This is a genomic window from Vreelandella aquamarina (genome assembly GCF_044805175.1).
Lineage (GTDB): Bacteria > Pseudomonadota > Gammaproteobacteria > Pseudomonadales > Halomonadaceae > Vreelandella > Vreelandella aquamarina_B.
Genome location: NZ_CP085232.1, coordinates 1,014,208 through 1,040,451, shown reverse-complemented (window position 1 = coordinate 1,040,451; position 26,244 = coordinate 1,014,208). Strand labels below are relative to the sequence as shown.

General features: G+C 57.4%; 20 protein-coding genes. 7 read left to right on the top strand and 13 right to left on the bottom strand.

Features of this window, described 5'->3' with window-relative positions; all coding sequences use genetic code 11:
- Positions 1-235: 235 nt before the first annotated feature.
- Positions 236-520: a ComEA family DNA-binding protein gene (locus LG300_RS04870; protein ID WP_404377266.1), complete on the top strand. Its 285-nt coding sequence runs from the start codon at positions 236-238 to the stop codon at positions 518-520.
- Between the two features lie 70 nt (positions 521-590).
- Here LG300_RS04870 and prpF read toward each other — a convergent pair whose 3' ends face one another.
- The 5 genes from prpF to LG300_RS04845 all read right to left on the bottom strand — a co-directional run bounded on the left by prpF (position 591) and on the right by LG300_RS04845 (position 7,428).
- On the bottom strand, positions 591-1,769 hold the full coding sequence (prpF, locus tag LG300_RS04865) for a 2-methylaconitate cis-trans isomerase PrpF (RefSeq protein ID WP_404377265.1): 1,179 nt from the start codon (positions 1,767-1,769) through the stop codon (positions 591-593).
- 79 nt (positions 1,770-1,848) lie between these two features.
- Positions 1,849-4,488: a Fe/S-dependent 2-methylisocitrate dehydratase AcnD gene (acnD, locus tag LG300_RS04860; RefSeq protein WP_404377264.1), complete on the bottom strand. Its 2,640-nt coding sequence runs from the start codon at positions 4,486-4,488 to the stop codon at positions 1,849-1,851.
- A 31-nt stretch (positions 4,489-4,519) separates the two neighbouring features.
- Positions 4,520-5,647, bottom strand: a complete 1,128-nt coding sequence (gene prpC / locus LG300_RS04855; protein WP_404377263.1) for a 2-methylcitrate synthase — start codon at positions 5,645-5,647, stop codon at positions 4,520-4,522.
- Between the two features lie 120 nt (positions 5,648-5,767).
- Positions 5,768-6,670: a methylisocitrate lyase gene (prpB, locus tag LG300_RS04850; protein WP_404377262.1), complete on the bottom strand. Its 903-nt coding sequence runs from the start codon at positions 6,668-6,670 to the stop codon at positions 5,768-5,770.
- A 5-nt stretch (positions 6,671-6,675) separates the two neighbouring features.
- Positions 6,676-7,428 carry a GntR family transcriptional regulator gene (locus tag LG300_RS04845; protein WP_404377260.1) on the bottom strand — a complete coding sequence of 251 codons (753 nt, stop codon included), beginning with the start codon at positions 7,426-7,428 and terminating at the stop codon, positions 6,676-6,678.
- A gap of 252 nt (positions 7,429-7,680) precedes the next feature.
- Between LG300_RS04845 and pabB the strand changes: the two genes are divergently transcribed.
- Together pabB and LG300_RS04835 are read left to right on the top strand one after the other, a co-directional pair.
- Positions 7,681-9,039 carry an aminodeoxychorismate synthase component I gene (pabB, locus tag LG300_RS04840; RefSeq protein WP_404377259.1) on the top strand — a complete coding sequence of 453 codons (1,359 nt, stop codon included), beginning with the start codon at positions 7,681-7,683 and terminating at the stop codon, positions 9,037-9,039.
- Positions 9,040-9,159: 120 nt separating this feature from the next.
- The gene (locus tag LG300_RS04835; protein WP_404377257.1) at positions 9,160-9,780 is read left to right on the top strand and encodes a phosphoadenosine phosphosulfate reductase family protein; all 621 of its coding nucleotides are present in this window, start codon (positions 9,160-9,162) and stop codon (positions 9,778-9,780) included.
- A gap of 72 nt (positions 9,781-9,852) precedes the next feature.
- Here LG300_RS04835 and cysB read toward each other — a convergent pair whose 3' ends face one another.
- Complete coding sequence (cysB, locus tag LG300_RS04830) at positions 9,853-10,827, bottom strand: HTH-type transcriptional regulator CysB (RefSeq protein WP_404377256.1); 975 nt, start codon at positions 10,825-10,827, stop codon at positions 9,853-9,855.
- Between the two features lie 339 nt (positions 10,828-11,166).
- Here cysB and trxA point away from each other — a divergent pair, with 339 nt between their 5' ends.
- Complete coding sequence (gene trxA / locus LG300_RS04825) at positions 11,167-11,490, top strand: thioredoxin (protein WP_253501242.1); 324 nt, start codon at positions 11,167-11,169, stop codon at positions 11,488-11,490.
- A gap of 72 nt (positions 11,491-11,562) precedes the next feature.
- Here trxA and LG300_RS04820 read toward each other — a convergent pair whose 3' ends face one another.
- On the bottom strand, positions 11,563-12,684 hold the full coding sequence (locus LG300_RS04820) for an AI-2E family transporter (protein ID WP_404377255.1): 1,122 nt from the start codon (positions 12,682-12,684) through the stop codon (positions 11,563-11,565).
- A 193-nt stretch (positions 12,685-12,877) separates the two neighbouring features.
- On the opposite strand from LG300_RS04820, the gene LG300_RS04815 reads away from it, so the two are divergent.
- Entirely contained in the window at positions 12,878-13,708 is an 831-nt protein-coding gene (locus tag LG300_RS04815) for an SIMPL domain-containing protein (protein WP_404377254.1), read from the top strand.
- On the opposite strand, the gene serS is transcribed toward LG300_RS04815, so the two are convergent.
- Positions 13,650-14,927 (bottom strand): serine--tRNA ligase, encoded by a 1,278-nt coding sequence (gene serS, locus LG300_RS04810; RefSeq protein WP_404377253.1) that lies wholly within the window; start codon positions 14,925-14,927, stop codon positions 13,650-13,652. The two genes, LG300_RS04815 and serS, sit on opposite strands and share 59 nt — an antisense overlap.
- 284 nt (positions 14,928-15,211) lie before the next feature.
- Between serS and LG300_RS04805 the strand changes: the two genes are divergently transcribed.
- Together LG300_RS04805 and LG300_RS04800 are read left to right on the top strand one after the other, a co-directional pair.
- Complete coding sequence (locus LG300_RS04805) at positions 15,212-15,802, top strand: DUF4202 domain-containing protein (protein WP_404377252.1); 591 nt, start codon at positions 15,212-15,214, stop codon at positions 15,800-15,802.
- Positions 15,803-15,889: 87 nt separating this feature from the next.
- The gene (locus LG300_RS04800) at positions 15,890-18,991 is read left to right on the top strand and encodes an FAD-binding and (Fe-S)-binding domain-containing protein (protein WP_404377251.1); all 3,102 of its coding nucleotides are present in this window, start codon (positions 15,890-15,892) and stop codon (positions 18,989-18,991) included.
- Between the two features lie 70 nt (positions 18,992-19,061).
- Here the strand turns inward: LG300_RS04800 and trpC are convergent, their stop codons facing one another.
- The 5 genes from trpC to LG300_RS04775 all read right to left on the bottom strand — a co-directional run bounded on the left by trpC (position 19,062) and on the right by LG300_RS04775 (position 26,171).
- Entirely contained in the window at positions 19,062-19,865 is an 804-nt protein-coding gene (gene trpC, locus LG300_RS04795) for an indole-3-glycerol phosphate synthase TrpC (RefSeq protein ID WP_404377250.1), read from the bottom strand.
- 8 nt (positions 19,866-19,873) lie between these two features.
- Positions 19,874-20,893: an anthranilate phosphoribosyltransferase gene (gene trpD / locus LG300_RS04790; protein ID WP_404377249.1), complete on the bottom strand. Its 1,020-nt coding sequence runs from the start codon at positions 20,891-20,893 to the stop codon at positions 19,874-19,876.
- A gap of 36 nt (positions 20,894-20,929) precedes the next feature.
- Positions 20,930-21,535: an anthranilate synthase component II gene (locus tag LG300_RS04785; RefSeq protein WP_404377248.1), complete on the bottom strand. Its 606-nt coding sequence runs from the start codon at positions 21,533-21,535 to the stop codon at positions 20,930-20,932.
- An 86-nt stretch (positions 21,536-21,621) separates the two neighbouring features.
- The gene (fdhF, locus tag LG300_RS04780; protein ID WP_404377247.1) at positions 21,622-24,438 is read right to left on the bottom strand and encodes a formate dehydrogenase subunit alpha; all 2,817 of its coding nucleotides are present in this window, start codon (positions 24,436-24,438) and stop codon (positions 21,622-21,624) included.
- On the bottom strand, positions 24,435-26,171 hold the full coding sequence (locus tag LG300_RS04775; RefSeq protein WP_404377246.1) for an NADH-ubiquinone oxidoreductase-F iron-sulfur binding region domain-containing protein: 1,737 nt from the start codon (positions 26,169-26,171) through the stop codon (positions 24,435-24,437). Before LG300_RS04775 ends, fdhF begins: the two co-directional genes overlap by 4 nt.
- Between the last annotated feature and the right edge of the window lie 73 nt (positions 26,172-26,244).

The window sequence follows — 26,244 nt, the reverse complement described above, 5'->3', positions numbered from 1 at the left end:
GGGCCGATGACACCGTACTCATAGTGTAACAGCCCCACCACACTTACTGTGTAGGAGATTCACTACTGCTTTATAGCAAAATACTTACAAAAAACATCGTTAATGGCTTACAGCATACACTGACCGAAAAGGCTAATTTCACTAAGGCGGCGAGTAACTTTCACCCGCTGCGCTCACCACCCATTTCGCTGGGTAAACGATTGGGTCAATAGAAAAATTAGAAAGGAAGTTAACGATGCAGACAACGCTAAAACGTTTCGCCACCGCACTGCTTATTAGCCTGAGTTTAGGCCTCTCTGGAACAGCGCTAGCCCAGGCCATTGAACCCATTAATGTGAACAGCGCCGATGAGGAGCTGCTTGCTGAGCTACCAGGCATCGGCCCAAGCCGTGCAGCCGCCATTATTGAAGAGCGCGAAGCTAATGGCGCCTTTGAGAACGCCGACGACCTCACCCGTGTGAACGGTATTGGGCCGGCTACCGTTGACCGTATGCGTGATCAGATCACCTTTGACGAGTAAGTTTGAACAGCAACCTATATATGCCACCGCACGAGCATGCACCGGCGGTGGCAGGTTGCTGGCAAGCCGCTTAGATTGTATCGCCAGGCACTCGCACATGCCCTTCCATTAAGACTCGTGCGCTGCGGCTCATCACTGCCTGATCAATCTGCCAACGCCCCTCTATCAAGCTGGCTTTGGCTCCCACCCGTAGCGACCCAGACGGATGGCCAAACGTGACCGCCTCACGCTCAACGCCCCCCGCCGCTAAGTTCACTAACGTACCTTGAATCGCCGCCGCTGCGCCAATGGCAACGGCCGCCGTGCCCATCATTGCGTGGTGCAGCTTGCCCATTGAGAGCGCCCGCACCACTAGGTCAATATCTTCCGCATGGACGGCTTTACCACTCGACGCCGTATAGCTGGCCGCCGGGCCTACAAATGCTACCTTGGGGGTGTGCTGACGGCTGGCGGCCTCCTCCACATGGTTAATCAATCCCATGCGGACAGCACCGTGGGCGCGAATCGTTTCGAACATCTCCAGCGCCTTGGCATCCCCATTAATCGCTTCTTGCAGCTCACACCCGGTGTAGCCCAGCGCCTCAGCATTGACGAACACCGTTGGAATGCCTGCATTAATCAGCGTTGCTTTCAGCACACCAACCCCCGGCACCTCTAGGTCATCAACCACGTTGCCGGTTGGAAAAATAGCGCCCTCGCCATCGGCAGGGTCCATAAACGCGACGGGGATCTCCGCTGCCGGAAAGGTCACGCCATCCAGCTCAAAATCACCGGTTTCTTGCACCTGGCCATCAGTAATGGGCACTTGGGCAACAATGGTTTTCTGAATATTGACCTGCCAAATACGCACTTCCGCGACACCGTTTTGCGGCACCTTGGCAGGGTCAACTAAACCGTTGGCAATGGCATACGGCCCCACCGCCGCGGATAGGTTGCCGCAGTTACCGCTCCAATCCACAAAGGGCTTATCAATTGAGACTTGGCCGAACAGATAGTCAACATCGTGGTCGGGAGAGTCACTCTTCGAGAGAATCACCGTTTTGCTGGTGCTGGAGGTTGCACCGCCCATTCCATCAATCTGCTTTTCATAAGGGTCGGGGCTACCAATCACCCGCATGAGCAGCTTATCGCGCGCCTCACCTGGCACCTGAGCGGCGGGGGGTAGATTGCTCAGGGTAAAAAACACGCCCTTACTGGTACCGCCCCGCATATACGTGGCGGGAATACTGATTTGTGCCCTATGAGCCATGATTCACCTCCTAAAAAATAGCCTGGCAACCGCCAGGCTATTCGCTATCAATCACACCCTTACCATTGCGCCAGTACCACTAGGCAACGGAGGATTCCAAAAAGTCTTGGGCAAACCGCTGCAGTACGCCACCGGCTGAATAGATGGTGACCTCTTCGGCGGTATCCAATCGACAAACCACCGGCACGCGCTCGGTGCTGCCACTCTTACGATGAATGACTAGCGTGAGCATGGCGCGCGGCTCGGGGGTGCCCTCCACATCGAAGATTTCCGTGCCGTCCAGCTCAAGGGTTTTACGGGTAGTGCCCTCTTCAAACTGCAGGGGCATGACGCCCATACCGATCAAGTTCGTGCGGTGAATGCGCTCAAAGCCTTCGGCAACGATCGCCTCTACCCCCGCTAGCGCGACACCTTTGGCGGCCCAGTCACGGGACGAGCCTTGGCCATAATCCGCACCGGCGATAATAATCAGCGGCTGCTTGCGGGCCATGTAGGTTTCGATGGCTTCCCACATACGGGTCACCTTACCCTCCGGCTCAATACGCGCCAGCGACCCCTGCAGCACCTTGCCCTGCTCATCGTGAACCATTTCGTTGAACAGTTTCGGATTCGCCAGGGTGGCCCGCTGGGCGGTTAGGTGATCCCCGCGGTGGGTGGCGTAAGAGTTAAAATCCTCCTCCGGCAGGCCCATTTTGTGCAGGTACTCCCCCGCCGCGCTATCGAGCATGATGGCATTAGAGGGCGAAAGGTGGTCGGTGGTAATGTTGTCCGGCAGAATCGCCAGCGGGCGCATACCCTTCAGCCCACGCTCTTTCGCCATGTTGCCTTCCCAGTAGGGCGGGCGGCGAATATAGGTGCTCTGGGGCCGCCATTCGTAGAGCGGGCTTACCTGCGTGCGCGCACTCTTATCCAGATCGAACATTGGGATATAGGTTTGGCGGAACTGCTCAGGTTTCACCGCCGACTTCACGATGGCATCGATTTCGCTATCGTCGGGCCAGATATCCTTGAGGGTGACCGGATTGCCCTGCTGGTCATACCCCAGCACGTCTTTTTCGATATCAAAGCGGATGGTGCCCGCAATGGCATAAGCCACCACCAACGGCGGTGAAGCCAAAAACGCCTGTTTGGCGTAGGGGTGGATACGCCCATCAAAGTTACGGTTACCGGAAAGCACCGCCGTGGCGTACAGGTCACGGTCGATGATTTCCTGCTGAATTTTTGGTTCCAGCGCGCCGGACATCCCGTTACACGTGGTACAGGCGTAGGCCACCACACCGAAGCCAAGGTTCTCAAGCTCGTCCATCAAGTGGGCTTCTTCCAGGTACATCTTGACGGTTTTCGAGCCAGGGGCCAGCGACGACTTCACCCAGGGCTTGCGAGTCAGCCCTAAGCGGTTGGCGTTGCGGGCAATCAGCCCCGCCGCCACCATATTGCGCGGGTTAGACGTGTTGGTACAGCTGGTAATAGCGGCAATAATCACCGCGCCATCCGGCATTCTGCCCGCCTGCTCATCGGCCCGGGCTTTATCCAGGTCAATGGCAATACCACGCTTTGCCAGCTCGGAAGTAGGTAGGTGGGCATGGGGGTTAGAAGGGCCAGCCAGGGTGCGCGCCACGCTTGAGAGATCAAAGGTCAGCACCCGCTCATACTCGGCGGTTTTCAAGCTCTCCGCCCACAGGCCGGTATGCTTGGCGTAAGCTTCCACCAGCGCGACCTGCTCATCTTCCCGCCCGGTAAGCTTGAGATACTCAATGGTTTGATCATCGATGTAGAACATCGCTGCCGTGGCGCCATACTCCGGCGTCATGTTGGAAATCGTGGCACGGTCGCCCACGGTCAGCGCATCAGCCCCTTCACCGTAGAACTCTAAGTAAGCGCCCACTACCCGCTCTTTACGCAGAAACTCGGTAATCGCCAGCACCATGTCGGTGCCGGTAATACCCGGCTGCAGCTTGCCAGTGAGCTCGACACCGACGATATCCGGCAGGCGCATCATCGAGGCGCGGCCCAGCATCACACTTTCCGCCTCCAGGCCACCAACACCTACGGAGATCACCCCTAGCGCATCCACCATGGGCGTATGGCTATCAGTACCCACACAGGTATCTGGGTAGGCGATACGCACGCCGTGCTCGTCGGGGCGACACTGCACTACCGGCGACATCTTCTCCAGGTTGATCTGGTGCATGATGCCGTTGCCGGGAGGAATCACGTCGACGTTCTCAAACGCCAGCTTGGTCCAGTTGATAAAGTGGAAACGGTCGTCATTACGACGATCCTCCACTTGGCGGTTTTTCTCGAAGGCATCCTTCTCAAAGCCCGCATGTTCCACCGCCAGAGAGTGATCCACGATGAGCTGTGTGGGCACTACCGGATTCACCTTCGCCGGGTCACCGCCTTTCTCGGCAATGGCGTCACGCAGGCCGGCCAAATCCACCAGTGCGGTCTGGCCAAGGATGTCGTGACATACCACCCGTGCCGGATACCAGGGAAAATCCAGCTCCTGTTTACGTTCAATCAGCTGGTTGAGGGCATCGGTCAGTAGCTCAGGGTCACAGCGACGCACCAGCTGTTCAGCCAACACCCGCGAGGTATAGGGCAGTTTGGCATAGGCACCGGGCTTGATATCCTCGACCGCCTGGCGCGCATCGAAGAACTCTACCGGCTCGCCCTCTACCAAAACGCCCGGTAGCGGCTTGCGATAATTTGTGTTCATAACGCCTCTCTCTTAGTCACCGCGCAACCGGTTAGTCACGCGCTTCGATGGGCACCCATTCACTCTTCTCAGGACCGATGTAATCAGCGCTGGGGCGAATAATGCGGTTGTTGGCACGCTGCTCGAACACATGCGCTGCCCAGCCAGTCACCCGGGACATCACGAAAATCGGTGTAAACAGCTTGGTCGGGATATCCATGAAGTGGTAAGCGCTGGCATGGAAGAAGTCCGCATTACAGAACAGCTTCTTCTCCCGCCACATTACCTCTTCACAGCGTACCGACACCGGATAGAGCACCGTGTCGCCCACGTCTTCGGCTAACTTTTTGGACCACTCTTTGATAATCGCGTTGCGCGGGTCCGACTCACGGTAGATGGCGTGGCCAAAGCCCATAATCTTCTCTTTACGCTCCAGCATACCGAGCATTTCCCGCTCGGCCTCTTCCGGCGAGCTCCAGTTCTCGATCATTGCCATGGCCGCTTCGTTAGCACCGCCGTGCAGCGGGCCACGCAGCGAGCCAATAGCGCCGGTGATACAGGAGTGCATATCAGAGAGCGTGGACGCGCACACCCGAGCGGTAAAGGTAGAGGCGTTGAATTCGTGCTCGGCATAGAGAATCAGCGAGACGTTCATTACGCGAGCATGCAGCTCAGACGCTGGCTCACCGCGCAACATGTGCAAGAAGTGGCCGCCCACCGAAGCATCATCGGTTTCGGTATCAATACGCACACCGTCATGGCTGAAGCGGTACCAGTAGCAAATAATCGAGGGCAGTACTGCCAGCAGACGATCTGCTACATCCTGCTGCTCGTCAAAACTCTCCTCGGTTTCCAGGTTACCCAGCATAGAGGCACCCGTCCGCATAACATCCATAGGGTGCGCGTCTTTAGGAATCTGCTCCAGCACGGTTTTCAGCGCATCGGGCAAGCCACGCAGGCCTTTCAGCTTCTCAATGTAGCGGTCAAGCTCCGCTTGGTTGGGCAGTTTGCCTTTCAACAGCAGATAGGCGACTTCTTCAAATTTGGCTTTTTCAGCCAGCTCCTTAATATCAAAGCCGCGATAGGTGAGGCCGGAACCGGTTTTACCCACGGTACATAGGGCCGTCGCACCTGCGCTCTGCCCCCGAAGTCCTGCTCCTGCTAGCGGTTTATCAGCCATGTGGTGTCTCCTGACGTACTTATTTATAAGATTTGTTTAATTGAGTCTGGTTTAAGTGCTGCTAGTAAAATTAAGTGCCGCGAGTGAAATAAGCGTTGTTAATACGACGTGTGCGCGGCATTACGCGTCTTTTTGCTCAGCAAACAGCGCGTCGAGCTTTTGCTCAAAATCGTGGTAGTTCAAGAAGTCGTACAGCTCATCGCGGGTCTGCATGGTGTCGACCACCTCACGCTGATGGCCATTTTCTAGAATGCTCTGGTACACCTTCAGCGCGGCGGCGTTCATGGCGCGGAAAGCCGAGAGCGGATAGAGCACCATACGACAGCCAACCTCGCCCAGCTCCTGCTGGCTAAACAGCGGCGTCGCGCCGAACTCGGTAATGTTGGCCAGAATGGGGGCATTCACCCGTTGGCAGAACGCTTTATAGTCATCCAGCGTATGCACCGCCTCGGCGAAGATAGCGTCGGCGCCTGCTTCCACGCAGGCGTTTGCCCGCTCGATGGCCGCGTCCAGCCCCTCTTTCTGGAACGCATCGGTGCGGGCGATGAGGTAGAAATCGGGGTCTAGCTTGGCATCGGCGGCGGCTTTGATGCGGTCTACCATTTCTTGCTGCGAGACAATCGCTTTGTTCGGGCGGTGGCCACAGCGCTTCTGCGCTACTTGGTCTTCCAGATGCACCGCAGCGACGCCTGCCCGCTGCATCTCTTTCACGGTACGGGCAATGTTAAACGCACCGCCCCAGCCGGTATCGATATCCACGAGCAGCGGCAGCTCGGTGGCACCACAAATGCGGTGAGCATCTTCCACCACATCGTTCATGGTCGTCATGCCTAAATCCGGCAGGCCAAATGAGGCGTTCGCCACGCCACCACCCGAAAGATAGATTGCCTGATGCCCGACCCGCTCAGCCATCATAGCCGTGTAGGCATTGATGGTGCCTAAAATTGGCAGCGGGCGATTGGCTTCAAGAGCAGCACGAAAACGTGCTCCAGGGGTGAGCGCTGATGATGACGTGGTAGACATGGGCATTAGCTCCTTGAGTCGGTAGGTGTTGTTGATTGTTGTTCGAGAATCGTCGCATAGCGGTCTGCGACGTTGGCACGGGAGGCGCTGACGTGGCGGCGCATTAACAGCTCAGCAAGCTCAGCGTCACCGGCTTCAATGGCATCGACAATACGATGGTGCTCCACAAACGCCCGCTGAGGGCGTGTACCGCTGGCGCTAAACTGGGTGCGGTAGAGGCGCACCAGGTAGTACAGGTCATCGCAAAGCAAGTTCATCAACATTTTATTGTGGCTGCCTTGAACGATGCGATAATGAAAATCTAAGTCGCCTTCCCGCTGGTAGTAGGCTTCACCGCGCTTTAAGTCGCCCTGGCTTTCATGGAGCGCTAACACATCGCGCAGACCTTGTATCTCTTCAGGCGACATATGCTCAGCGGCCAAGCGGGCAGCCATACTCTCCAAGGCCTCACGCACGTCGAATAGCTCTAACAGCTCTTTCATAGAGAGCTTTACAACCCGTGCGCCCACATGAGGTACGCGCTCAATAAGACGATGAGCCTCAAGGCGGCGCATGGCTTCACGCAGCGGCCCTCGGGAGATACCGTAGGTTTTGGATAGCCCTGGCTCGGTAATTTTGCTGCCTGGTGCCAATTCACCGCGCACAATCGCGCTCTGCAGTTGATGAAACACTCGCTCAGCGAGCGTGCGTACCTCGGGCGACACCGGCTCGGCGGCGCTTTCATCGGTCTGCGAAGTGCTGGATACGAGTAAAGTCATGGCTAATTGTCGACAATTAAAGAATAGAGGAACTTTAGCCCGCCATATTTATGCCGTCAACCATCCATAATAAGCGTTTTTATTCGTCTTTCGTTGCACTCCCCACCATCCGAATAAAAGCAGTGTCAACAATCAAGCAGATAACGGGTAGTAGCGGCCACCTAACGTGAGAAAGCCGTCAATGGCTTCTGCTGGTGTGATGGATGCACGACCTCTAAAATATGTTGCCCTCATTGGCCTGGCGTTTGCTTCATGACAACGGCGTTGACGATTATAGCCCTGCCCTACTCCCCCGACCCGCTGGCAACCTTTGCCATACTTCGGCAACGTCCCGGCGCGGTGCTGCTGGATAGTGGCCGCCCCAAGGCCACCACCGGACGTTACGATATTCTCAGCAGCGACCCTATCGCCACGCTAGAAATCTTGCCAAATGGCCAAACGGTGTTTGAGTCCAATACATTAATATTACCTGCGCACTTTAGTAGTTATAGCGCTCAGCAACAGTGGCTACTAGAGCAGCTGCCTAGGGTTGGCGAACAGAGCGATCTACCGTTTTTAGGTGGATTAATTGGCTACTGGAGCTACGACCTTGGCAGACAACAGGCTGCTATACCCAGCCAGCACCCAGTGGCCACTCAACTACCCTTAGCACGGTTAGGATTGTTTGACTGGTGCATTACTTTCGACCACGCCACCGAACAAGCGTGGCTAATAGGCAGCGAACATCGCTGCCAGCAGGTAATAAAGTGGTTAAACGAACCCGAAGCGCCTGCCATCCCTTTTCAGCTTACCCAACCCTTTCAAGCCGAGCTTAGCCAAGCGGCGTATACCGAACGCTTTGCAGCGGTGCAGCGCTATATCCGCTCGGGAGACTGCTACCAAATCAATTTGGCCCAGCGCTTTTCTGCCCGCTACCAGGGGGATGCGTGGCAAGCGTATCTCAAACTGCGTCAGGCCACTCCCACGCCCTTTTCAGGCTTTATGGCCTGGAAAGAGGGCCAGGCGGTACTCTCACTTTCGCCTGAGCGCTTTATCCAGTGCCGCGATGGTCAGGTGGAAACCCGTCCGATAAAGGGCACCCGGCCCCGAGGAAGAACCCCAGAAGAGGATCGTGCCCTGGCGGACGACTTGCTCAGCAGCACCAAGGATCGCGCTGAAAACGTGATGATTGTGGATCTGCTGCGTAATGACCTAGGGCGCGTGTGTCAGCCCGGCTCGATTCGCGTGCCACAGCTATGCCAACTAGAGAGCTACCCTAACGTTCACCACTTGGTCAGCGTGGTACAAGGCCAGCTAGCCCCGCAACACTCCCCCCTGTCATTGCTCACCGCGGCGTTTCCCGGTGGCTCCATTACCGGTGCGCCCAAAATACGCGCGATGCAGATTATTGATGAACTGGAACCCTGCCAACGCAGCGTTTACTGCGGCAGCCTAGGCTATATCGACGTTCGCGGTAGTATGGATACCTCTATTGCCATTCGCACTATGGTGGCAGATGCAGGCACACTGCATGTTTGGGGCGGCGGTGGGCTAGTGGCAGACTCTAAGGCAGAGGAGGAGTACACCGAAACGCTGGATAAAATCCGCCATCTGATAGGCGCTTTGGAATAAGTAGCCAACTCTTTTACATCAAAAAGAAATATAAAAGCCTAACCAAACGGTATTGGGGGGAAGCCCCCTGCCTTTGATAGCCTAGGGGCATAGCACGCTTTTTTTACTTCAGGAGGCAGCATGTCCTCAACGCTTGAGCAGATTAACCGCGATTTTGCCAACAACCCCCAGGGGTTGATTGAGTGGGCATTCAGCCAGGGCGAGCGCCCTATCTGCACCACCAACTTCCGCCCGTTTGAAGCGGTTATCCTGCATATGGTGACCCAGGTTCGCCCTGATATTCCAATTGTGTGGATGGATAGCGGTTACAACACCGAAGCCACGTACCAGTTCGCTGACGAGCTAATTCAGCGCTTAAACCTGAACCTGGTGAGCTTCCTACCGAAACGCACCCGCGCCCATCGCGAAGCGCTGGAAGGCCCCATGCCCGGCATTGACGACCCGCGCCATGCCGCGTTTACCCAGGAAGTAAAGATTGAGCCCTTCGAGCGGGCCCTGCGCGAGATGCAGCCCGACGTCTGGTTCACCGCGCTACGCGCTGAAGATACGCCCGAGCGGGCCAAAATGCAGGTGGTGAGCCGCAATAGCGACGGCTTATTGAAAGTCGCCCCGCTACTACAGTGGAGCGCCAAGGATATGTATCACTACCTGCAGGAGCATAACCTGCCCAACAACTTCGACTACTTCGACCCCACCAAGGTGGAAGAGAAGCGGGAGTGCGGCCTGCACCTCCAGCACTAACCGCCTCCTCTCTATTGCGCCTAGGCCTGCCGCCTAGGCGCAACTGTTTTAGGACCGAATACTGTTTTCGGACTAATACTCGGGCAGCTCGATATCCTCAAACAGCCCCTGCTCATAGCGCGGGCCAGCGATAAGCGCTTCGTCTACCCGGTCGCGGGTAAGATGCGGGGCAAAGCGCGTTAGGAAGTCGTACATATAACCGCGCATAAAGGTACCGCGACGGATACCAATCTTCGTCGTAGAGCTGGCAAATAAGTGGCTAGCCTCCAGCGCCACTAGGTCACTATCCAACGCGGGGTCAACCGCCATATGCGCGACAATGCCCACCCCCATGCCCAGGCGCACATAGGTTTTAATCACGTCTGCATCGGCTGCGGTGAGCACCACATTAGGCGTTAAACCCTTGGCTTTGAACGCATCGTCTAGCTGAGAGCGCCCGGTAAAACCGAACACATAGGTCACCAACGGATGCTCGGCTAGCGCCTCTAGGGTTAGTGGGCCGTCCAGCGATGCCAGCGGGTGCTCCCTGGGTACTAGTACGCAGCGGTTCCAGCGGTAGCAGGGCAGCAGCACCAAATCGGTAAATAGTTCTAACGACTCTGTCGCAATGGCAAAATCCGCCTGCCCTTCGCTCACCATCTGGGCAATTTGCTTAGGTGTGCCTTGCTGCATGTGCAGCGCTACTTCGGGATACTTCTGGGTAAACTCGCTAATAATAGGCGGTAGTGCATAGCGAGCCTGGGTGTGGGTCGTGGCAATGGCCAAGCTGCCCCGGCGCTCATCGCTATACTCCTGGGCAACCTGCTTGATATTTTCGGTCAGCTTCAGCACCTGCCCCGCCAAGTCAATAATCGACTGCCCTGCCGGGGTAACGCGGGTTAAATGCTTGCCGCTACGGGCAAAAATCTCAACGCCTAGCTCATCTTCAAGCAGGCGGATCTGCTTTGAGATACCCGGCTGGGAGGTAAACAAGCTCTGCGCGGTTGCCGAAACGTTCAGATTGTGTCGATTGACTTCCCAGATATAGCGAAGTTGCTGCAGCTTCATATCCTCACCCTATAATCAATGCAGGATGCACATAAAAGCGCATCCTCGCGCTACCGCCACGGTGTGTCTAACTAAGCACCTTGACCGGGTCGCTCAATAAGCACATTTTTGAATAAAAAAATATCCTATAATTCACTTATAGTATAAAAAATAGAGTCTATAGACATCTATTAAATTTTGCTATTTAAAGGCAAATCGCATCAGGAATTTGCCAGCACCCTTCGCGCCCGCTAACATCTGGCAACTTGGCGCGGTGAAAGAGCGCTAGTAAATCGCGTAATGACCGTTGCTCCATTTGAGGCAACGAACCAGTAAGAGCAACGCAAACGGGAGAAGTAAATGGCTAACAATGTTGATGTCACCAACGCCAATTTTGAGCAAGAAGTCCTCAACGCCGAACAGCCTGTCCTACTGAAGTTTTGGGCCCCCTGGTGCGGCCCATGTAAAGTCATGGCACCTGTTGTTGATGAAGTCGCAGCCGAGCGCGGCGACAAGCTGAAAGTTGTCAGCGTAAACGTTGACGACGCACCGGAAATTGCCGCTGAACAAGGCGTGCGCGGTGTGCCCACCGTTATGCTGTTCAAGTCCGGCACCAAAGTCGCTTCACTGGTTGGCGCGCAGTCTAAATCACAGCTAACCCAGTTTATCGACCAAAACGCCTGATTACCTCCGGTTACCGCTGGCTGCCAGCGGTAACCGCTTCCTTATCCAGCCATTTCTCTCTATCGCGCTGTTTTACTCGTTATTTGACCAACCTCCTCGTTTCCAAGGCGGTCGACGCGCATCGCCAGGACGCCTAATAGATGAACTGCGTTGATTACCTGGCCCCAATAAATGAGCAATCCAACGGGTTTGCGGGTGACTATCCAGGGCAATTTTCAGCGTCATGGTTAACACCACTGACAGCAGCATCCCCGCTGCGCCAAAAATCCACCCCCAGACCACTAACGAGAGAAACGCCACAAAGGTGGATAACCCCAGCGCTTGCCCCATCACTCTTGGTTCAATCAGATTACCTAAAATAAAGTTGATTACCAAATAAGCAGATGCCAGTAAAAATGCCTGCAGCAAACCGCCATCCTGAGAGACCAACAGCAGTAGCACCGGCGGGATAGCCGCCAGCGCCGAGCCAATATTCGGAATAAAGTTAAGCGCAAATGCCAACACGCCCCATAACAGCGGAAACTCCACGCCAACCATCAAGCATGATAGCCATACCAGTACGCCAGTCGCTAAACTAATCACGGTTTTAACCGCCAAGTAGCGCTTGAGCGTCATGCTAAACTCACTAAACCGTTTCAGGCTCGGCGCTGGATTTTCAAGCGCGCGGGATACCTTATCGCGAAAATTCAGCGTCTCGAACAGCATAAAAATTACTAACAGCGCCACCATACTGCCTTGCATGAAAAGCGAGCCAATTTCGCCCAGCAGCATAGCCACCCAAGAACCACCCTCTTCTGCGGCGAACATTGAACTAAGCTGGTCTGGATCAATGGCCAGCCCATGGGATGAAAGCACGTTTAATAAATCCCAATAGTGCTCGTAAAGCCTAGACTCAATATCAGGCAGCGCTTCCACAAAGGTGCTGAAGCTATTCACCACCAGCAGCCCAATCAGCGATAAAAATCCCACCAGCACTAACAGCGTGAGAAGCGCCGCCGCTCGGCGGCTTAAACCAAAGTGATGCAACCACTGCACCGGCGATGTACACACCACCGCGATAAACACCGATAACAGCAGCGGTACCAACAAATCCGACCCGGCCTTCATACCTGCAATAATCACTACCAGCGCTGCAAGCGCCAGCGTGGCATTGAGCGGGATACTTCGATAACCCTCATCCGACAACTTGGACATAGCCCTTTCCTTAGCGTGTTCTCCCTACATAATGGTTGCTTGCTCGTTATTGCACAAACCATGCAAATATTAAGCAACTGTTTTTCGTCGTCTCTTTGCCCGTGAACTTTATCGCACCTTCTCCTTCCAAACAGCGTTACACATAATTAGTTAGCTTACTTTACCCATTGGTTCTCTCGGCAAGGAAGTGACCATGAATACAGTAACGCATCCCGTCAAACGGCTCCGCTACGGCATTCTAGGCAGCGCCCTGTTGGCCCTGCTAGCAGCCCCTATGGTGTACGCCGCACCTCACTCGCCGCCTAGCCTGCATGTACAAGCGCAGTCGTGGGTGGAAGTCGCTCCCGATAAAGCCACGCTCTCTGCCCGCCTATGGGAAAACACCCCAGCGGTCTCTACTCTGGAAGAGACCGATAGCGAAGCCCTGGGCAGCGCCCGAGAGCGCTTGGAGCAGCGTGCCAGCGAGCTGATTGCCGCCATGGAGGAGATTGGCATCGAGGAGCGGGCGATCAATGCAGGTTCACTCAACGTCTACCCTGAGCATGTGGCAGGCCCACGCAACGACAACGGCGAACAGGATACGCTGATGCGTACCCGCCTAGAGCGCCCCTTCAGCGTTGAGCTAACCAATATAGACCAATTAGGCGATGTGCTAGATGCATTGATTGGCGCGGGCGTCAATGCGCTGGATGGCGTGCAGTTTGACCTGCAAAACCGTGACGCCGCTACCGACGAAGCGCTCACTAAGGCGCTAGAAAAAGCGCGCCACAAGGCCGACCTAATGGCCAGTACCCTGGGTGTCACGCTTGGTCCGGTGCAACGTATCGAAGAGACCCAGGCGCCGGTTTTTCAACCCCGCATGATGGCCATGCGGGCTGAAAGCGATACCATAAACAGCGGCTCAGCCAGCGATTACCGCCCCGGCACCATCCGTATCGATGCCGGGGTCAGCGTTGAGTGGGCGCTTAGAGGGCAAGACGCTCGAGGCCGCCCAGGTAGGGTTGCAGGGGAGCCGGCACAGTAATTGACCCATCTGCCTGTTGGTGGTTTTCAAGCACCGCCAGCAGGCAGCGCCCCACCGCGAGGCCCGAACCGTTCAACGTATGCAGCAGCTGAGGCTTTTTGGAGTCTGGATGGCGGTAACGGGCCTGCATACGGCGCGCCTGGAAATCTTCACAGTTAGAGACAGAGGAAATTTCCCGATAGGTGTTCTGGCTAGGCAGCCATACTTCCAGATCGTAGGTTTTCGCAGCCCCAAAGCCCATATCGCCCGTGCACAGTGTGACCACACGATACGGTAGCTCCAGCGCCTGCAAAATGGCTTCCGCATGGCCGCGCATCTCTTCCAGCGCTTCGTAGCTCTTCTCCGGCTCCACAATTTGCACCATCTCGACTTTATCGAACTGGTGTTGACGAATCATGCCGCGGGTATCGCGCCCGTGGGAGCCTGCCTCAGAGCGGAAGCACGGCGTATGCGCCGTTAACTTCATCGGCAGAGCCGCCAAATCAACAATTTCATCACGCACAAAGTTAGTCAGCGGCACTTCCGAAGTGGGAATGAGATAGTACTCCCGCTCGTCTTTTAGCTTGAAGAGGTCCTCGCCAAACTTGGGCAGCTGGCCGGTGCCCATCAGCGAATCACGATTCACCATGTAAGGCACGTAGCACTCTTCATAGCCGTGCTGCTGGGTTTGCATATCCAGCATAAACTGCGCCAGGGCACGATGCAGGCGAGCGATGGGCCCGCGCATCACTGCAAAGCGCGCGCCGGTCAGCTTGGCCGCCAGTTCAAAATCGAGATAACCAGACTTCTTGCCAAGATCAACGTGATCCAACACCTCGAAATCAAACTCACGGGGCGCTCCCCAGCGGTGCAGCTCAACATTATCGTCTTCGCTCTTGCCTTCCGGCACGCTCTCGTGGGGCAGGTTTGGAATACCGCTCACCGCATCATCCCACTCAGCCTGGACCTCAGCTAACTCGCGCTTGGCGTTATCCAAACGGTCGCCTAGATCGCTCACCTCGTCCAGCAACGGCTGAATGTCTTCACCGTTTGCCTTCGCCTTACCAATCGCTTTGGAGCGCATATTACGCTCGTTTTGTAGCTGCTCGGTTTGGGTTTGCAACTCACGACGGCGCGACTCTAGCGCCTGCAATGCCGCCTTATCGAGTTCGAAGCCCCGCCGGGCCAGTTGTTGCGCAGTCGCATCAAGATCACCGCGCAGCAGTTTCGGATCGAGCATGAGTTATCCCTTGGCCAGAATTCAGTAAAACACGGCACTCAAAAGCCGTGGTAAGGGGAGCTATTGTAGGCAAAAGCGCGAGTTGGGGCTATGGGCACACTGCGCATGGTTTAGCCAGCCATCTCCTATATGAAAATATCTCTCATATAGTGCTCGAAAAGAGTTATTGAGATGGTTCAATCTTTCATCGAACACTCTAATCATAATGTGGGTTTGCTCACTACCCTCTCGAAGCGCACAAACTGCTAGGATGTACCCCTACCACTGAAACCGAGCGAGTCGTTATGCCCTCTGCCTTTGAACACACCCTTGCTGCTATTGATGCGCTTCATGCGCAGGACCCACGCTCAACCACCCTGGCGGATGGCACTTCCCAGCCCCAAGAGCTGGTGTATGCCCAGCGTATGAGCCGTTGGCTAGAGCAATTGCAGGATGCCCCCAGCGAGCTATTGTGTATTGCCGTGCGCGCCCAGCATCTGCAGCGCTGGCAACTAGCGCGAAGCGATTACCCAGAAGGCCGTATTGGCTACTTAACTTGGCGGCGGGACCAAAGTGCCCAGGCAGGTGATACCACCGCTAAGCTCATGGAGGAGGCGGGCTACTCCCATGAAGAGGCCCAGCGCGTGGCCAGCATGATTCGCAAGCAGGGCCTGGGCCGAGATAGCGATGTTCAAGCCCTGGAAGACTGCGCTTGCCTGGTGTTTTTGGAAAACTACTTTGCCGATTTTTCGCGCAAGGTGGAGCACGACCATATGGTGCGCATTGTGCAAAAGACCTGGGGCAAGATGTCGCCACAGGGGCACGCACTGGCTCTGGCGCTACCGATGGATGACGCCTGTGCGGCGCTAGTGAAAGAGGCGTTAGGTAATCGCTAAGAGCCGCCTCAAGATGCACCGCCGCAGTAGCTGCGGTAAAGTAGCGCTATCCTCTATCCGCTTCCAGCAGTGACGGCTTAACCCCCTATGATTGCATCCCTGGATTCTCGCACGGCCCCTTTTGAACGCCTTAACAGCCGCTATGTACGCTTTCTCGACGCCCTGCGCGCCCGTGGGTTTGAAGGTGAAATAGCGCCTGATTATGCCAACCGTACCGTGCTGGCAACGGATAACTCGATTTACCAACGCTTGCCCCAGGCGGCCGTGTTCCCCAAACATGCGGAAGACCTGGAGCGCCTTGCCAAGCTAGCCTCCGAGCTGCCCCACCGCGATATCGTGCTAACACCGCGGGGCGGCGGCACCGGTACCAACGGCCAGTCGCTGACCGATGGCATCGTGGTGGATGTCTCCCGCCACATGAATCAAATCCTCGAGATTGACGTGGCAGCTAGGCGGGTGCGGGTACAGGCGGGCGTGGTGAAAGACCAGCTAAACGCCGCGCTGAAGCCCTACGGGCTGTTTTTCGCCCCCGAACTCTCCACCTCTAACCGCGCCACCATTGGCGGTATGATCTCTACCGATGCCAGCGGCCAGGGGAGCTGCCAGTACGGCAAAACTCGCAACCACGTGTTGGAGCTGGATACCGTCCTGCTCGGCGGCCAGCATTTGCATAGCCGCCCACTGAGCGCGGAAGAGGAGCAGCAGGCGCTGGCCCAGGAAGGCGTGTTGGGCAAGGTACACCGCACTGCCGCGACGATTATCGACCAACAGCGCGAACTGATTGAGGCAAAATTCCCGCCGCTCAACCGCTGTTTGACCGGCTACGACCTGGCCCACCTACGGGATGATGGCCAGCTTAACCTGAATAGCCTGCTGTGCGGCTCAGAAGGCTCGCTGGGCTTTTTAAACGAAGCCGTGCTCAACGTGCTGCCGATTCCTAAACACTCCACCCTGGTCAACGTGCGCTACCCAAGCTTTATGGACGCCCTGCGGGATGCCAAGGCGCTCATGGCCAGCAGCGCCCAGCCCACCTCTATTGAAACCGTGGACGACACGGTGCTACAGCTAGCGATGGAAGACTTCGTTTGGGACAGCGTGGCGGAGTTTTTCCCGGCGGGCAGCACGCCTATTCAGGGCATCAACCTGATCGAGTTCAACGACGATGACCCCGAACAGCTAGCAGCGCGTGTTGAGGCGTTTACCCAGCACCTTAGCCAGGATGCCACCGTGGAGCGGCTAGGCTATACCCTGGCCGAAGGCCGCCCGCAGATTCAAAAAGTCTATGCCATGCGCAAACGCTCGGTGGGCCTGTTGGGCAACGTGCAGGGGGAGAAGCGCCCGCTGCCGTTCGTGGAAGACACCGCCGTGCCGCCGGAGCACCTGGCCGACTTTATTAGCGAGTTCCGCGCCGCGTTGGATGCGCGCCAGCTCTCCTACGGCATGTTCGGCCATGTGGATGCAGGGGTGCTGCACGTGCGCCCGGCGCTGGATATGAAAGACCCCGCCCAGGAAGCGCTGATTCGCGAGATTTCTGATGAAGTCGTCGCCCTCACCCAGAAGTACGGTGGGCTGTTGTGGGGCGAGCATGGCAAAGGCGTGCGCTCCGAGTACGGGCCCAAGTTCTTCGGAGAGCTCTACCCCTGCCTGCAGCAGGTCAAGGCAGCCTTCGATCCGCATAACCAGCTTAACCCCGGCAAGATCGCCTCGCCTTCTGACAACACCACGCTGATCGCGAAAGAGAGCGACCCGGAACTGCTCACTGTCGATGGCGTGCCCATGCGCGGCCAGCTAGACCGCACGATTGATGAGCGGGCCTGGCAGGCCTATGACGCAGCGGTGTACTGCAACGGCAACGGCGCTTGCTACAACTACGATGTGGACGACCCCATGTGCCCATCGTGGAAGGCCACCCGCGACCGCCGCCACTCCCCTAAAGGCCGCGCCAGCCTGATTCGTGAGTGGCTGCGCTTGCAGTCTCAAGCGGGCATCGATGTAGTGGAAGAGGCGCGCAAAAAGAAAGCCGAGCGCACCTGGGGCTTTATCAAAAGCTTCCCCAAGCGGGTGATGAACACCCTGAGCCGCCAGCAGCACCACGACTACTCCCATGAAGTGTACGACGCCATGGCGGGCTGCTTGGCGTGTAAATCCTGCGCGGGCCAGTGCCCCATCAAAGTCAACGTGCCCCAGTTCCGTTCGCAGTTTTTGGAGGTGTACCACGGCCGCTACCTGCGCCCGCTGCGCGACTACGTGATCGGCGGCACCGAGTTCATGCTGCCGGCGTTAACCAAAGTTGCCCCGCTGTATAACGCCGCCCTTGGCCAGCGCTGGGTAGAGCAGCTGATGCAGAAAGGGCTAGGTATTAGCGACTCCCCCGCACTCTCCCGCGCCAGCGTGAAAAAACAGCTGCGCGCTTGGGGCGTTGCGGAAGCCACGCCCACATCGCTTGCGCTACTCACCGAGCAGCAGCGGGCCAACAGCGTCGTGATTGTGCAAGACGCCTTCACCACCCATTTTGAAGCCAAGCTGGTGATGGATGTGGTGGAGCTGCTGTCGCGGCTGAACCTGCGCGTGTTTGTCATGCCATTTTCCGCTAACGGCAAGCCGCTGCACGTACAGGGCTTTTTAGGCGCCTTTGAGCGCACGGCGGAAAAACAGGCCAAACGCCTTCGCGCGCTCAGTGAGTTCGAGGTGCCTATGGTGGGTATCGACCCTGCCATGACGCTGACCTACCGCCAGGAGTACGTTAAAGCGCTGGGCCATGAGCAAGTGCCGAATGTACTGATGCTGCAAGAGTGGCTAGCAACCCGCGTGAACACCCTCGCTCCCGGCCAGCTCACACTCAAAGATCCTGGATTTAAGCTGCTTTCCCACTGCACCGAAAAAACCAACGCGCCGGGCAGCCCGAAAGCGTGGCAACAGGTGTTTGCGGCGTTTGGTTTACAGCTGGAGCTAGCGGCCACGGGCTGCTGCGGGATGTCCGGCACCTACGGCCATGAGACCCGTAACGTTGCCACCTCCAAAACGATTTACGCTCAGTCGTGGCAACCCCAGGTAGAAGCAGAGGAGAATGCGGGCAAGCTGCTGGCCACCGGCTACTCCTGCCGCAGCCAAGTAAAGCGCTACTCAGCGCAAACCCTGCCCCACCCGCTGCAAGCACTGCTCACCTGCATCAAACAGGCCAGCCGCTAACGCGGCTGGCCTGCTGGGCTTTCAGCAACTGTTTGCTTAAAACAGCTTATTTAAAACAAAGGTATCACGCTTAGAAGAACAGCCGCTTGAGGGCCTGCCCCGGGTCCTCTTCGCGCATAAACGCTTCACCGACCAAGAAGCCATTAACCTCGTGGTCACGCATCAGCTCTACATCATCGCGGGTGTGGATACCGGATTCGGTAATCACGGTCACGTCTGCTGGAATACGCGGCAGCAAATCCAGCGTGGTATTCAGGCTGGTCTCGAAGGTATGCAGATTGCGGTTGTTAATACCCACCAGCTTCAAATCCAGCGCCAGGGCACGTTCTAGTTCGTCCGCATCGTGAACTTCCACCAGCACATCCATTCCCAGCGCATTGGCCTGCTGGTGCAGGTCGCGCAGTTGGGCGTCATTGAGCGCCGCCACAATCAGCAGAATGCAGTCCGCGCCAATGGCTCGCGCTTCGGTCACTTGATAGCTGTGGGTGATAAAGTCTTTGCGGATCACCGGCAGGTCGCAGGCATCGCGGGCGGCCATCAGATAATCCTCATGGCCCTGGAAGAAGTCGGCATCCGTGAGCACAGAAAGGCACGCCGCGCCGCCCTGAGCGTAACTTTTGGCGATATCCGCCGGATGAAACGCTTCACGTATGACGCCCTTGGAGGGGGAGGCTTTTTTCACCTCAGCGATCACCGCCGCGTCGCCTTCCGCAATACGCTGGTTGAGTGCGTTAATAAAGCCACGGGGGGCGCTCTGCTTCTCCGCTAGCGCTAGCAGATCCGCTTCAGATACTGCTTGCTGACGCTCAGCGACTTCCTGGTCTTTACGGGCCAAAATGCGCGTTAAAATCGTTGGCGTTGCCTGATCACTCATTGGAATGTTTACCCTTTAAAGACGCTAGTAAAGTGCGAAAGCTCTCTGAGCTTCTCAAGCGGTAGTTTGGAGGCCTGGGCATCCTGGGCCACCATCACGCCCTCTTTTAAGCTATCGGCTACGCCCGCACAGTAGAGCGCCGCGCCAGCGTTAAGCGCCACCATATCCGCCGCGGCCCCCTCTCCACTGAGCGCGGCTTTCACCAAGCGCAGGCTATCTTCCGCGCTGGCCGCTTTCAGGGTGGCGAGGCTTTGGCGCTCGATGCCTAGTGATTCTGGCGTAATGGTGTACTGGGTAATCTCGCCCTCTTTTAGCTCCGCCACTAGGGTGGGTGCTGCCAGGGAGATTTCATCCAAGCCATCTTCGGAGTGCACCACCAGCACGTGGCGGCTGCCCAGCTTACGCAAAACCTCGGCCATCAGCGGCACCAGCTCAGCCGAGTAGACCCCCAGCACTTGATTGGGCGCCCCCGCCGGGTTGGTGAGCGGGCCAAGAATATTGAACAGTGTACGCACACCCATTTCTCGCCGCGGCCCGATAGCATAACGCATGGCCGGGTGATGGTTGGGGGCAAACATAAAGCCCACGCCCACCTGCTCAATACAGCGGGCCACCTGCTCGGGTTTGAGGTCGAGATAAATCCCTGCGATATCGAACAGGTCAGCGCTACCGGAGGAGGAGGAAACGCTGCGGTTGCCATGCTTGGCGACGTGGGCACCGGCGGCGGCGGCCACAAAGCTGGAAGCGGTAGACACATTAAACAAATTGGCACCATCACCGCCGGTGCCCACAATGTCCACCACGTTTTCGGTGTGCAGCTCGACGCGTTTCATGAGTTCGCGCATTACCTGGGCGGCGGCGCTAATTTCCTCGGCGCTTTCGCCTTTCATGGCCAGCCCCACTAGCAGGCCGCCAATTTGCGCATCGGAGGCTTCGCCGGTCATGATCTGGCGCATCAGCGCGTGCATCGCATCGAAAGAGAGGTCTTCGCGGCGCATCACCGCGTTTATTGCGTCTCGCATTTGCATGAGCAGGAAAGCCCCTAAAGCGTATGAATTTGGCGATCAGCCGCGTTGTAAAAAGTTGGCCAATAACGCATGGCCCTGGCGCGTGAGTATCGACTCAGGGTGAAACTGTACCCCTTCTATATCCAGGGTACGATGACGAAAGCCCATAATCAGCCCAGGCGTTACGTCATCCTCGGTGGTCCAGGCGGTCACTTCCAGGCAGTCGGGTAGACTCTCCCGTTCGACTACGAGTGAGTGATAACGGGTCACCTCCAGCGGGTTTTCCAAACCGCTGAACACCCCTTGCCCACAGTGCACCACCGCCGAGGTTTTACCATGCATTACCTGGGGTGCCCGTACCACCTTACCGCCGTACACCTGGCCGATAGCCTGATGCCCCAGGCAAACACCCAAAATAGGCAGCTTACCTGCAAAGTACTGAATGGCGGCCAGGGAAATACCTGCCTCATTGGGACTACACGGGCCGGGTGAAATCACCAGATGGGTAGGTGCCAGGGCGTGCATCTGCTCTAGGGTAATCTCATCGTTGCGGTAGGTCACCACCTCGGCATTCAGTTCACTAAGGTACTGGACGATGTTAAACGTGAAGCTGTCGTAATTATCGATCATCAACACCCGTTGCACTGCCTGCGCTTGCGCCATCGCCCCGCTTACTCCATCACATGAATAAAACCGCACTGGCAGGATGATACCCCAACCCAGATACTCCTTGCAGGGGCAGCAAGCGCTTAGTGCGGCTGCGGCACCGCTGCCCGCTCCAGTCGGCAGGCGGCGTACTTGAACTCGGGTATTTTGCCGTAAGGGTCCAGGGCCGGGTTGGTGAGCAAATTAGCGGCGGCCTCAGCGTAGGCAAACGGTACGAAAACCATCCCATCGGGTATTTTGTCGTCCACTCTGGCGGTCAGTGTGATCGCTCCTCGCCGCGTGGTAATGGTGAGCTTTTCGCCCGGTGCTACCCCTAGCCGATGAAGCTCGCCTAGTGAGAGGCTAGCGACTGCCTCTGGCTCTAACGCGTCGAGCACCTGGGCACGCCGCGTCATAGATCCTGTATGCCAATGCTCCAGCTGACGGCCCGTAGTGAGTACCGTGGGGTACTCGTCATCCACTGGTTCATCCGGCGGCAGCGGGCGCGTGGGAGCGAATTTTGCCAGCCCGCCAGCCCGCGGAAAGGCGTCGCTAAATACCACATCTTGGCCAGGCGCATCTTCGGCTGGGCAGGGATAGGTGACAGAACTCTCCCGGGCCAGCCGCTCCCAACTAATATGGTTGAACGAGCGCATGCCCTGCTGCATTTCGGCAAACACTTCTTGCGGGTGCTGATAGCGCCAGCCTAGCCCGAAGCGGTTGGCGATCTCTTGGATAATCCACCAGTCCGGCTTGGCTTCACCTGGCAGCGGTAACGCCGCCCTGCCCAGCTGTACTTGGCGGTTGGTATTGGTCACGGTGCCGTCTTTTTCGGGCCACGCGGAGGCCGGCAAAATAACGTCGGCGAATTGGGCGGTTTCGGTGATGAACAGATCCTGCACCACCAAATGTTCAAGCTTACCCAGCGCGGCGCGGGCGTGGGTGAGATCCGGGTCGGACATCGCTGGGTTTTCACCCACAATGTACATACCGCGCACCTCACCTGCGTGAATCGCATTCATCACTTCTACCACCGTCAGCCCAGGCTCATCGCTTAACGGCGTGTTCCATAGCTCTTCAAACGCGGCGCGTAGCTGGCTATCGCCTACTGGCTGGTAATCCGGCAGCACCATGGGAATCAACCCGGCATCCGAGGCGCCCTGCACGTTATTCTGGCCGCGCAGCGGGTGCAGGCCGGTGCCAGGACGGCCAGTATGACCACAGGCCAGTGCCAACGAGATCAGGCAGCGGGCATTGTCGGTACCGTGGGTGTGCTGAGAAATACCCATGCCCCAGAAAATCATCGCTTTTTCGGCGTTAGCGTAGCGGCGCGCTACCTCACGAATCGTGTCAGGGGCAACGCCGCACAGCGCGCTCATCGCTTCCGGTGTGCTGTGGGCCACGCTCTGCTTGAGCGCTTCAAAGCCTTCTGTGTGGGCATCAATGTAGGCTTGGTTATACAGGCCTTCCGCAATGATTACGTGGAGCAGCGCGTTGAACAGCGATACATCCGCCCCCGGTGTAAAGCGCACGCTCATGCTGGCGTAAGCGTCCAACGCCTGCCCACGAGGGTCGAGAATAATGATCTCGGTGCCCTGCTTGGCCGCCTGCTTGAAGAACGTCGCTGCCACGGGATGATTCACCGCCGGGTTGCAGCCGGTGAGGATCACCACATCGGCCTCCAGCACCTGCATAAACGAAGCGGTCACCGCGCCAGAGCCTAAGCACTCCATCAGCGCCGCGACGGAACTGGCATGGCAAAGCCGCGTGCAGTGGTCCACGTTATTGCTGCCAAAACCGGTACGCACTAACTTCTGGAACAACCACGCCTCTTCATTGGAGCACTTGGCGCTGCCAAAGCCCGCCAGCGCTTTGGGCCCTTGCGCTTGTTTAATCGCCATTAGGCCACCTGCCGCCATTTCCAGCGCCTCGTCCCAGCTTGCCTCGCGGAAGTGGCTGAACGGGTTGGCTGGGTCAAAACTAGGATCGAGCGTTTTGGGAACCCCGGGCAAGCGTATCAGCGGCTTGGTCAGCCGTGCCGGGTGGCTCACGTAATCAAACCCAAACCGGCCTTTCACGCACAGGCGGTTCTGGTTAGCCGGGCCGTTGCGCCCTTCCACGTAGGCCAGGGCATCGTCGTTAATATGGTACGTCAGCTGGCAGCCCACCCCGCAGTAGGGGCACACGGAATCCACCTGCCGCTGGCTTTGAGAATCGCCCTGACCTTGGGCATTGACCACGGTGGCAGGCATTAGCGCGCCAGTGGGGCACGCCTGCACGCACTCGCCGCAGCCCACGCAGGTGCTCTGGCCCATCGGGTCGGCAAAATCGAATACCACGGTGGCGGCGGCGCCCCGCTGCGCCATGCCGATGACATCGTTACTCTGCACGTCGCGGCAGGCGCGCACGCACAGGATGCAGGTAATGCAGGCGTCCAAGTTGACGTGCATCGCCGGGTGGCTGGTGTCTGGCTGTTGCACCTGTGGCGACGCCGCCGCATGGCTGACCGGTGCTGTGCGGCGTGGTGGTAGCCACGTTTTGACAGCAGCCTCATCCACCACCAACTGCTCGGCTACTTCCCAGAAGTGGCTGGATCGGTCAGGGCTTTGGCCACGGCTGGGCTGGTCGGCCATCAGCAGTTCCAATACCGTTTCACGCGCTTGTGTGGCACGGGGCGAGTTGGCGCTGCGTACCACCATGCCGGGTTTGGCCTCGCGGATACAGCTTGCCGCCAGCACTCGCTCGCCTTCCACTTCCACCATACAGGCACGGCAGTTGCCATCGGCGCGGTAGCCGGGGGCGTCTTTAAAGCAGAGGTGGGGAATGGTCTCTCCAGCGCGCTTCGCCACCTGCCAAAGGGTTTCTCCGGGGTAGGCGGAGACCTCATGATCATCCAGCCAAAGGGTGAACGAACCGGTCATAACGCACTCCCTTCAGCGGCATCGCTGACGATAATCTGCTGCTGGGCGAGCGCAGGGCGGAAATCCTTGAGTAGCCCTAACACAGGGTTCGGTGCCGCTTGGCCCAGGCCGCAAATCGAGGCGTCCTGCATCACTTGCGCCAGCCGAGTGAGCGCTTGCACATCCCATGTGGGTTGCTCTAGCAAGCTGAGCATTTTCTCGGTGCCTACCCGGCAAGGCGTGCACTGCCCACAGGATTCATCGGCAAAAAAAGCCAGCAGGTTGGTGGCCACCGCCTGAAGACTGTCTTGCTCAGAGAGCACGATAATCGCCGCCGAACCAATAAAGCAGCCGTGCGCCTGAAGCGTATCAAAATCCAGCGGCACATCGGCTTTGCTGGCGGGGAGAATGCCACCCGAGGCTCCGCCGGGCAGGTAAGCGGCAAGCTTATGCCCTTCCGCCATGCCGCCCGCATACTCCTCTATCAACTCGCGCAGTGTGATGCCTGCTGGCGCCAGGTACACGCCGGGCTTGTTGACCCGCCCGGAAATGGAAAAGCTGCGCAGGCCATGCCTGCCATTGCGCCCCTGTTCGGCAAACCATGCACTGCCTTTTTGCCAAATCGCAGGAATCCAATAAACGGTTTCGACGTTATTCACCAGCGTCGGGTGGCCAAACAGCCCCTGCTGAGCCACATAGGGCGGGCGGTGTCGCGGTTTACCGGGCTTGCCTTCCAGGGATTCAATGAGCGCCGACTCCTCGCCACAGATATAAGCCCCCGCGCCCCGGCGCATGATGATAAATCCAGGCGCCACTAATCCAGCCTGCTCAAGCTCTGCAATCGCTTCATGAAGCACGCGGTGTAGGCCGGGGTACTCATCGCGCAAATAGATATAAAGCGCCTCGGCCTCTATCGCCCAGGCGCTGACCAGCGCGCCTTCAAGAAACTGATGCGGTGCATGCTCTAAATAGTAACGATCTTTAAACGTGCCTGGCTCGCCTTCGTCAGCATTGATCACACAGTAACGTGGCCCTATCTCCTGGCGCACCGCCTGCCACTTTTTAAAGGTGGGAAAGCCTGCCCCACCCAGTCCTCTTAGCTCTGCCGCTTCTAGCGCTTGCAATAACGCTTCAACACTTACCTCACCAGTACGCACACTGGTCAATAGTTGATAGCCACCCGCCTGTTCATAAGCTTCCAGACGCTGCCAAACAATTGCTTCAGGATGAAAGTGGCCCGTATCCACCACTGCCTCGACGCCTTCCGCAGTGGCATACAGCACATGATGATGGCCTACCTCGGCCACTGGCGCGGTATCGCAGCGGCCCATGCAGGGCGCGCGGATCACCCGTACACAGTCAGGGTCAACACGCGCTTTCAATGCCTTATGAAGCGCACTAGCACCCGCAAGTTGACAGGAGAGCGAGTCGCACACTCGGATGGTGGTATCCGGCGGCGGCGCTTGGTGATCATGCACCACATCAAAATGGGCATAGAACGTAGCGGTCTCGTACACTGCCGCCATGGGCAGGTTCATATACGCAGCCAGAGCACGCAGCTCCACGAGCGATAAGTGGCCACGGGCATCCTGAATGGCGTGTAGATGTTCTATCAACAGGTCGCGACGTGTCAGGCTTGGCGTCTGGCGCTCATCACCTAGCAGCTCACGCAGCGCTGCCAGTGCGACAGGCGCCACATCACGCCCTTTGGGGTATCCGCGGCGGCGAGAGGACATACCATTTTGAGAGGTCATGACACGCAATCCAGAAAGCTGTTCAAAAGAGTAATATGAAAAAAGCTACGCTTGTCAAAAGAGGACTAGGCTT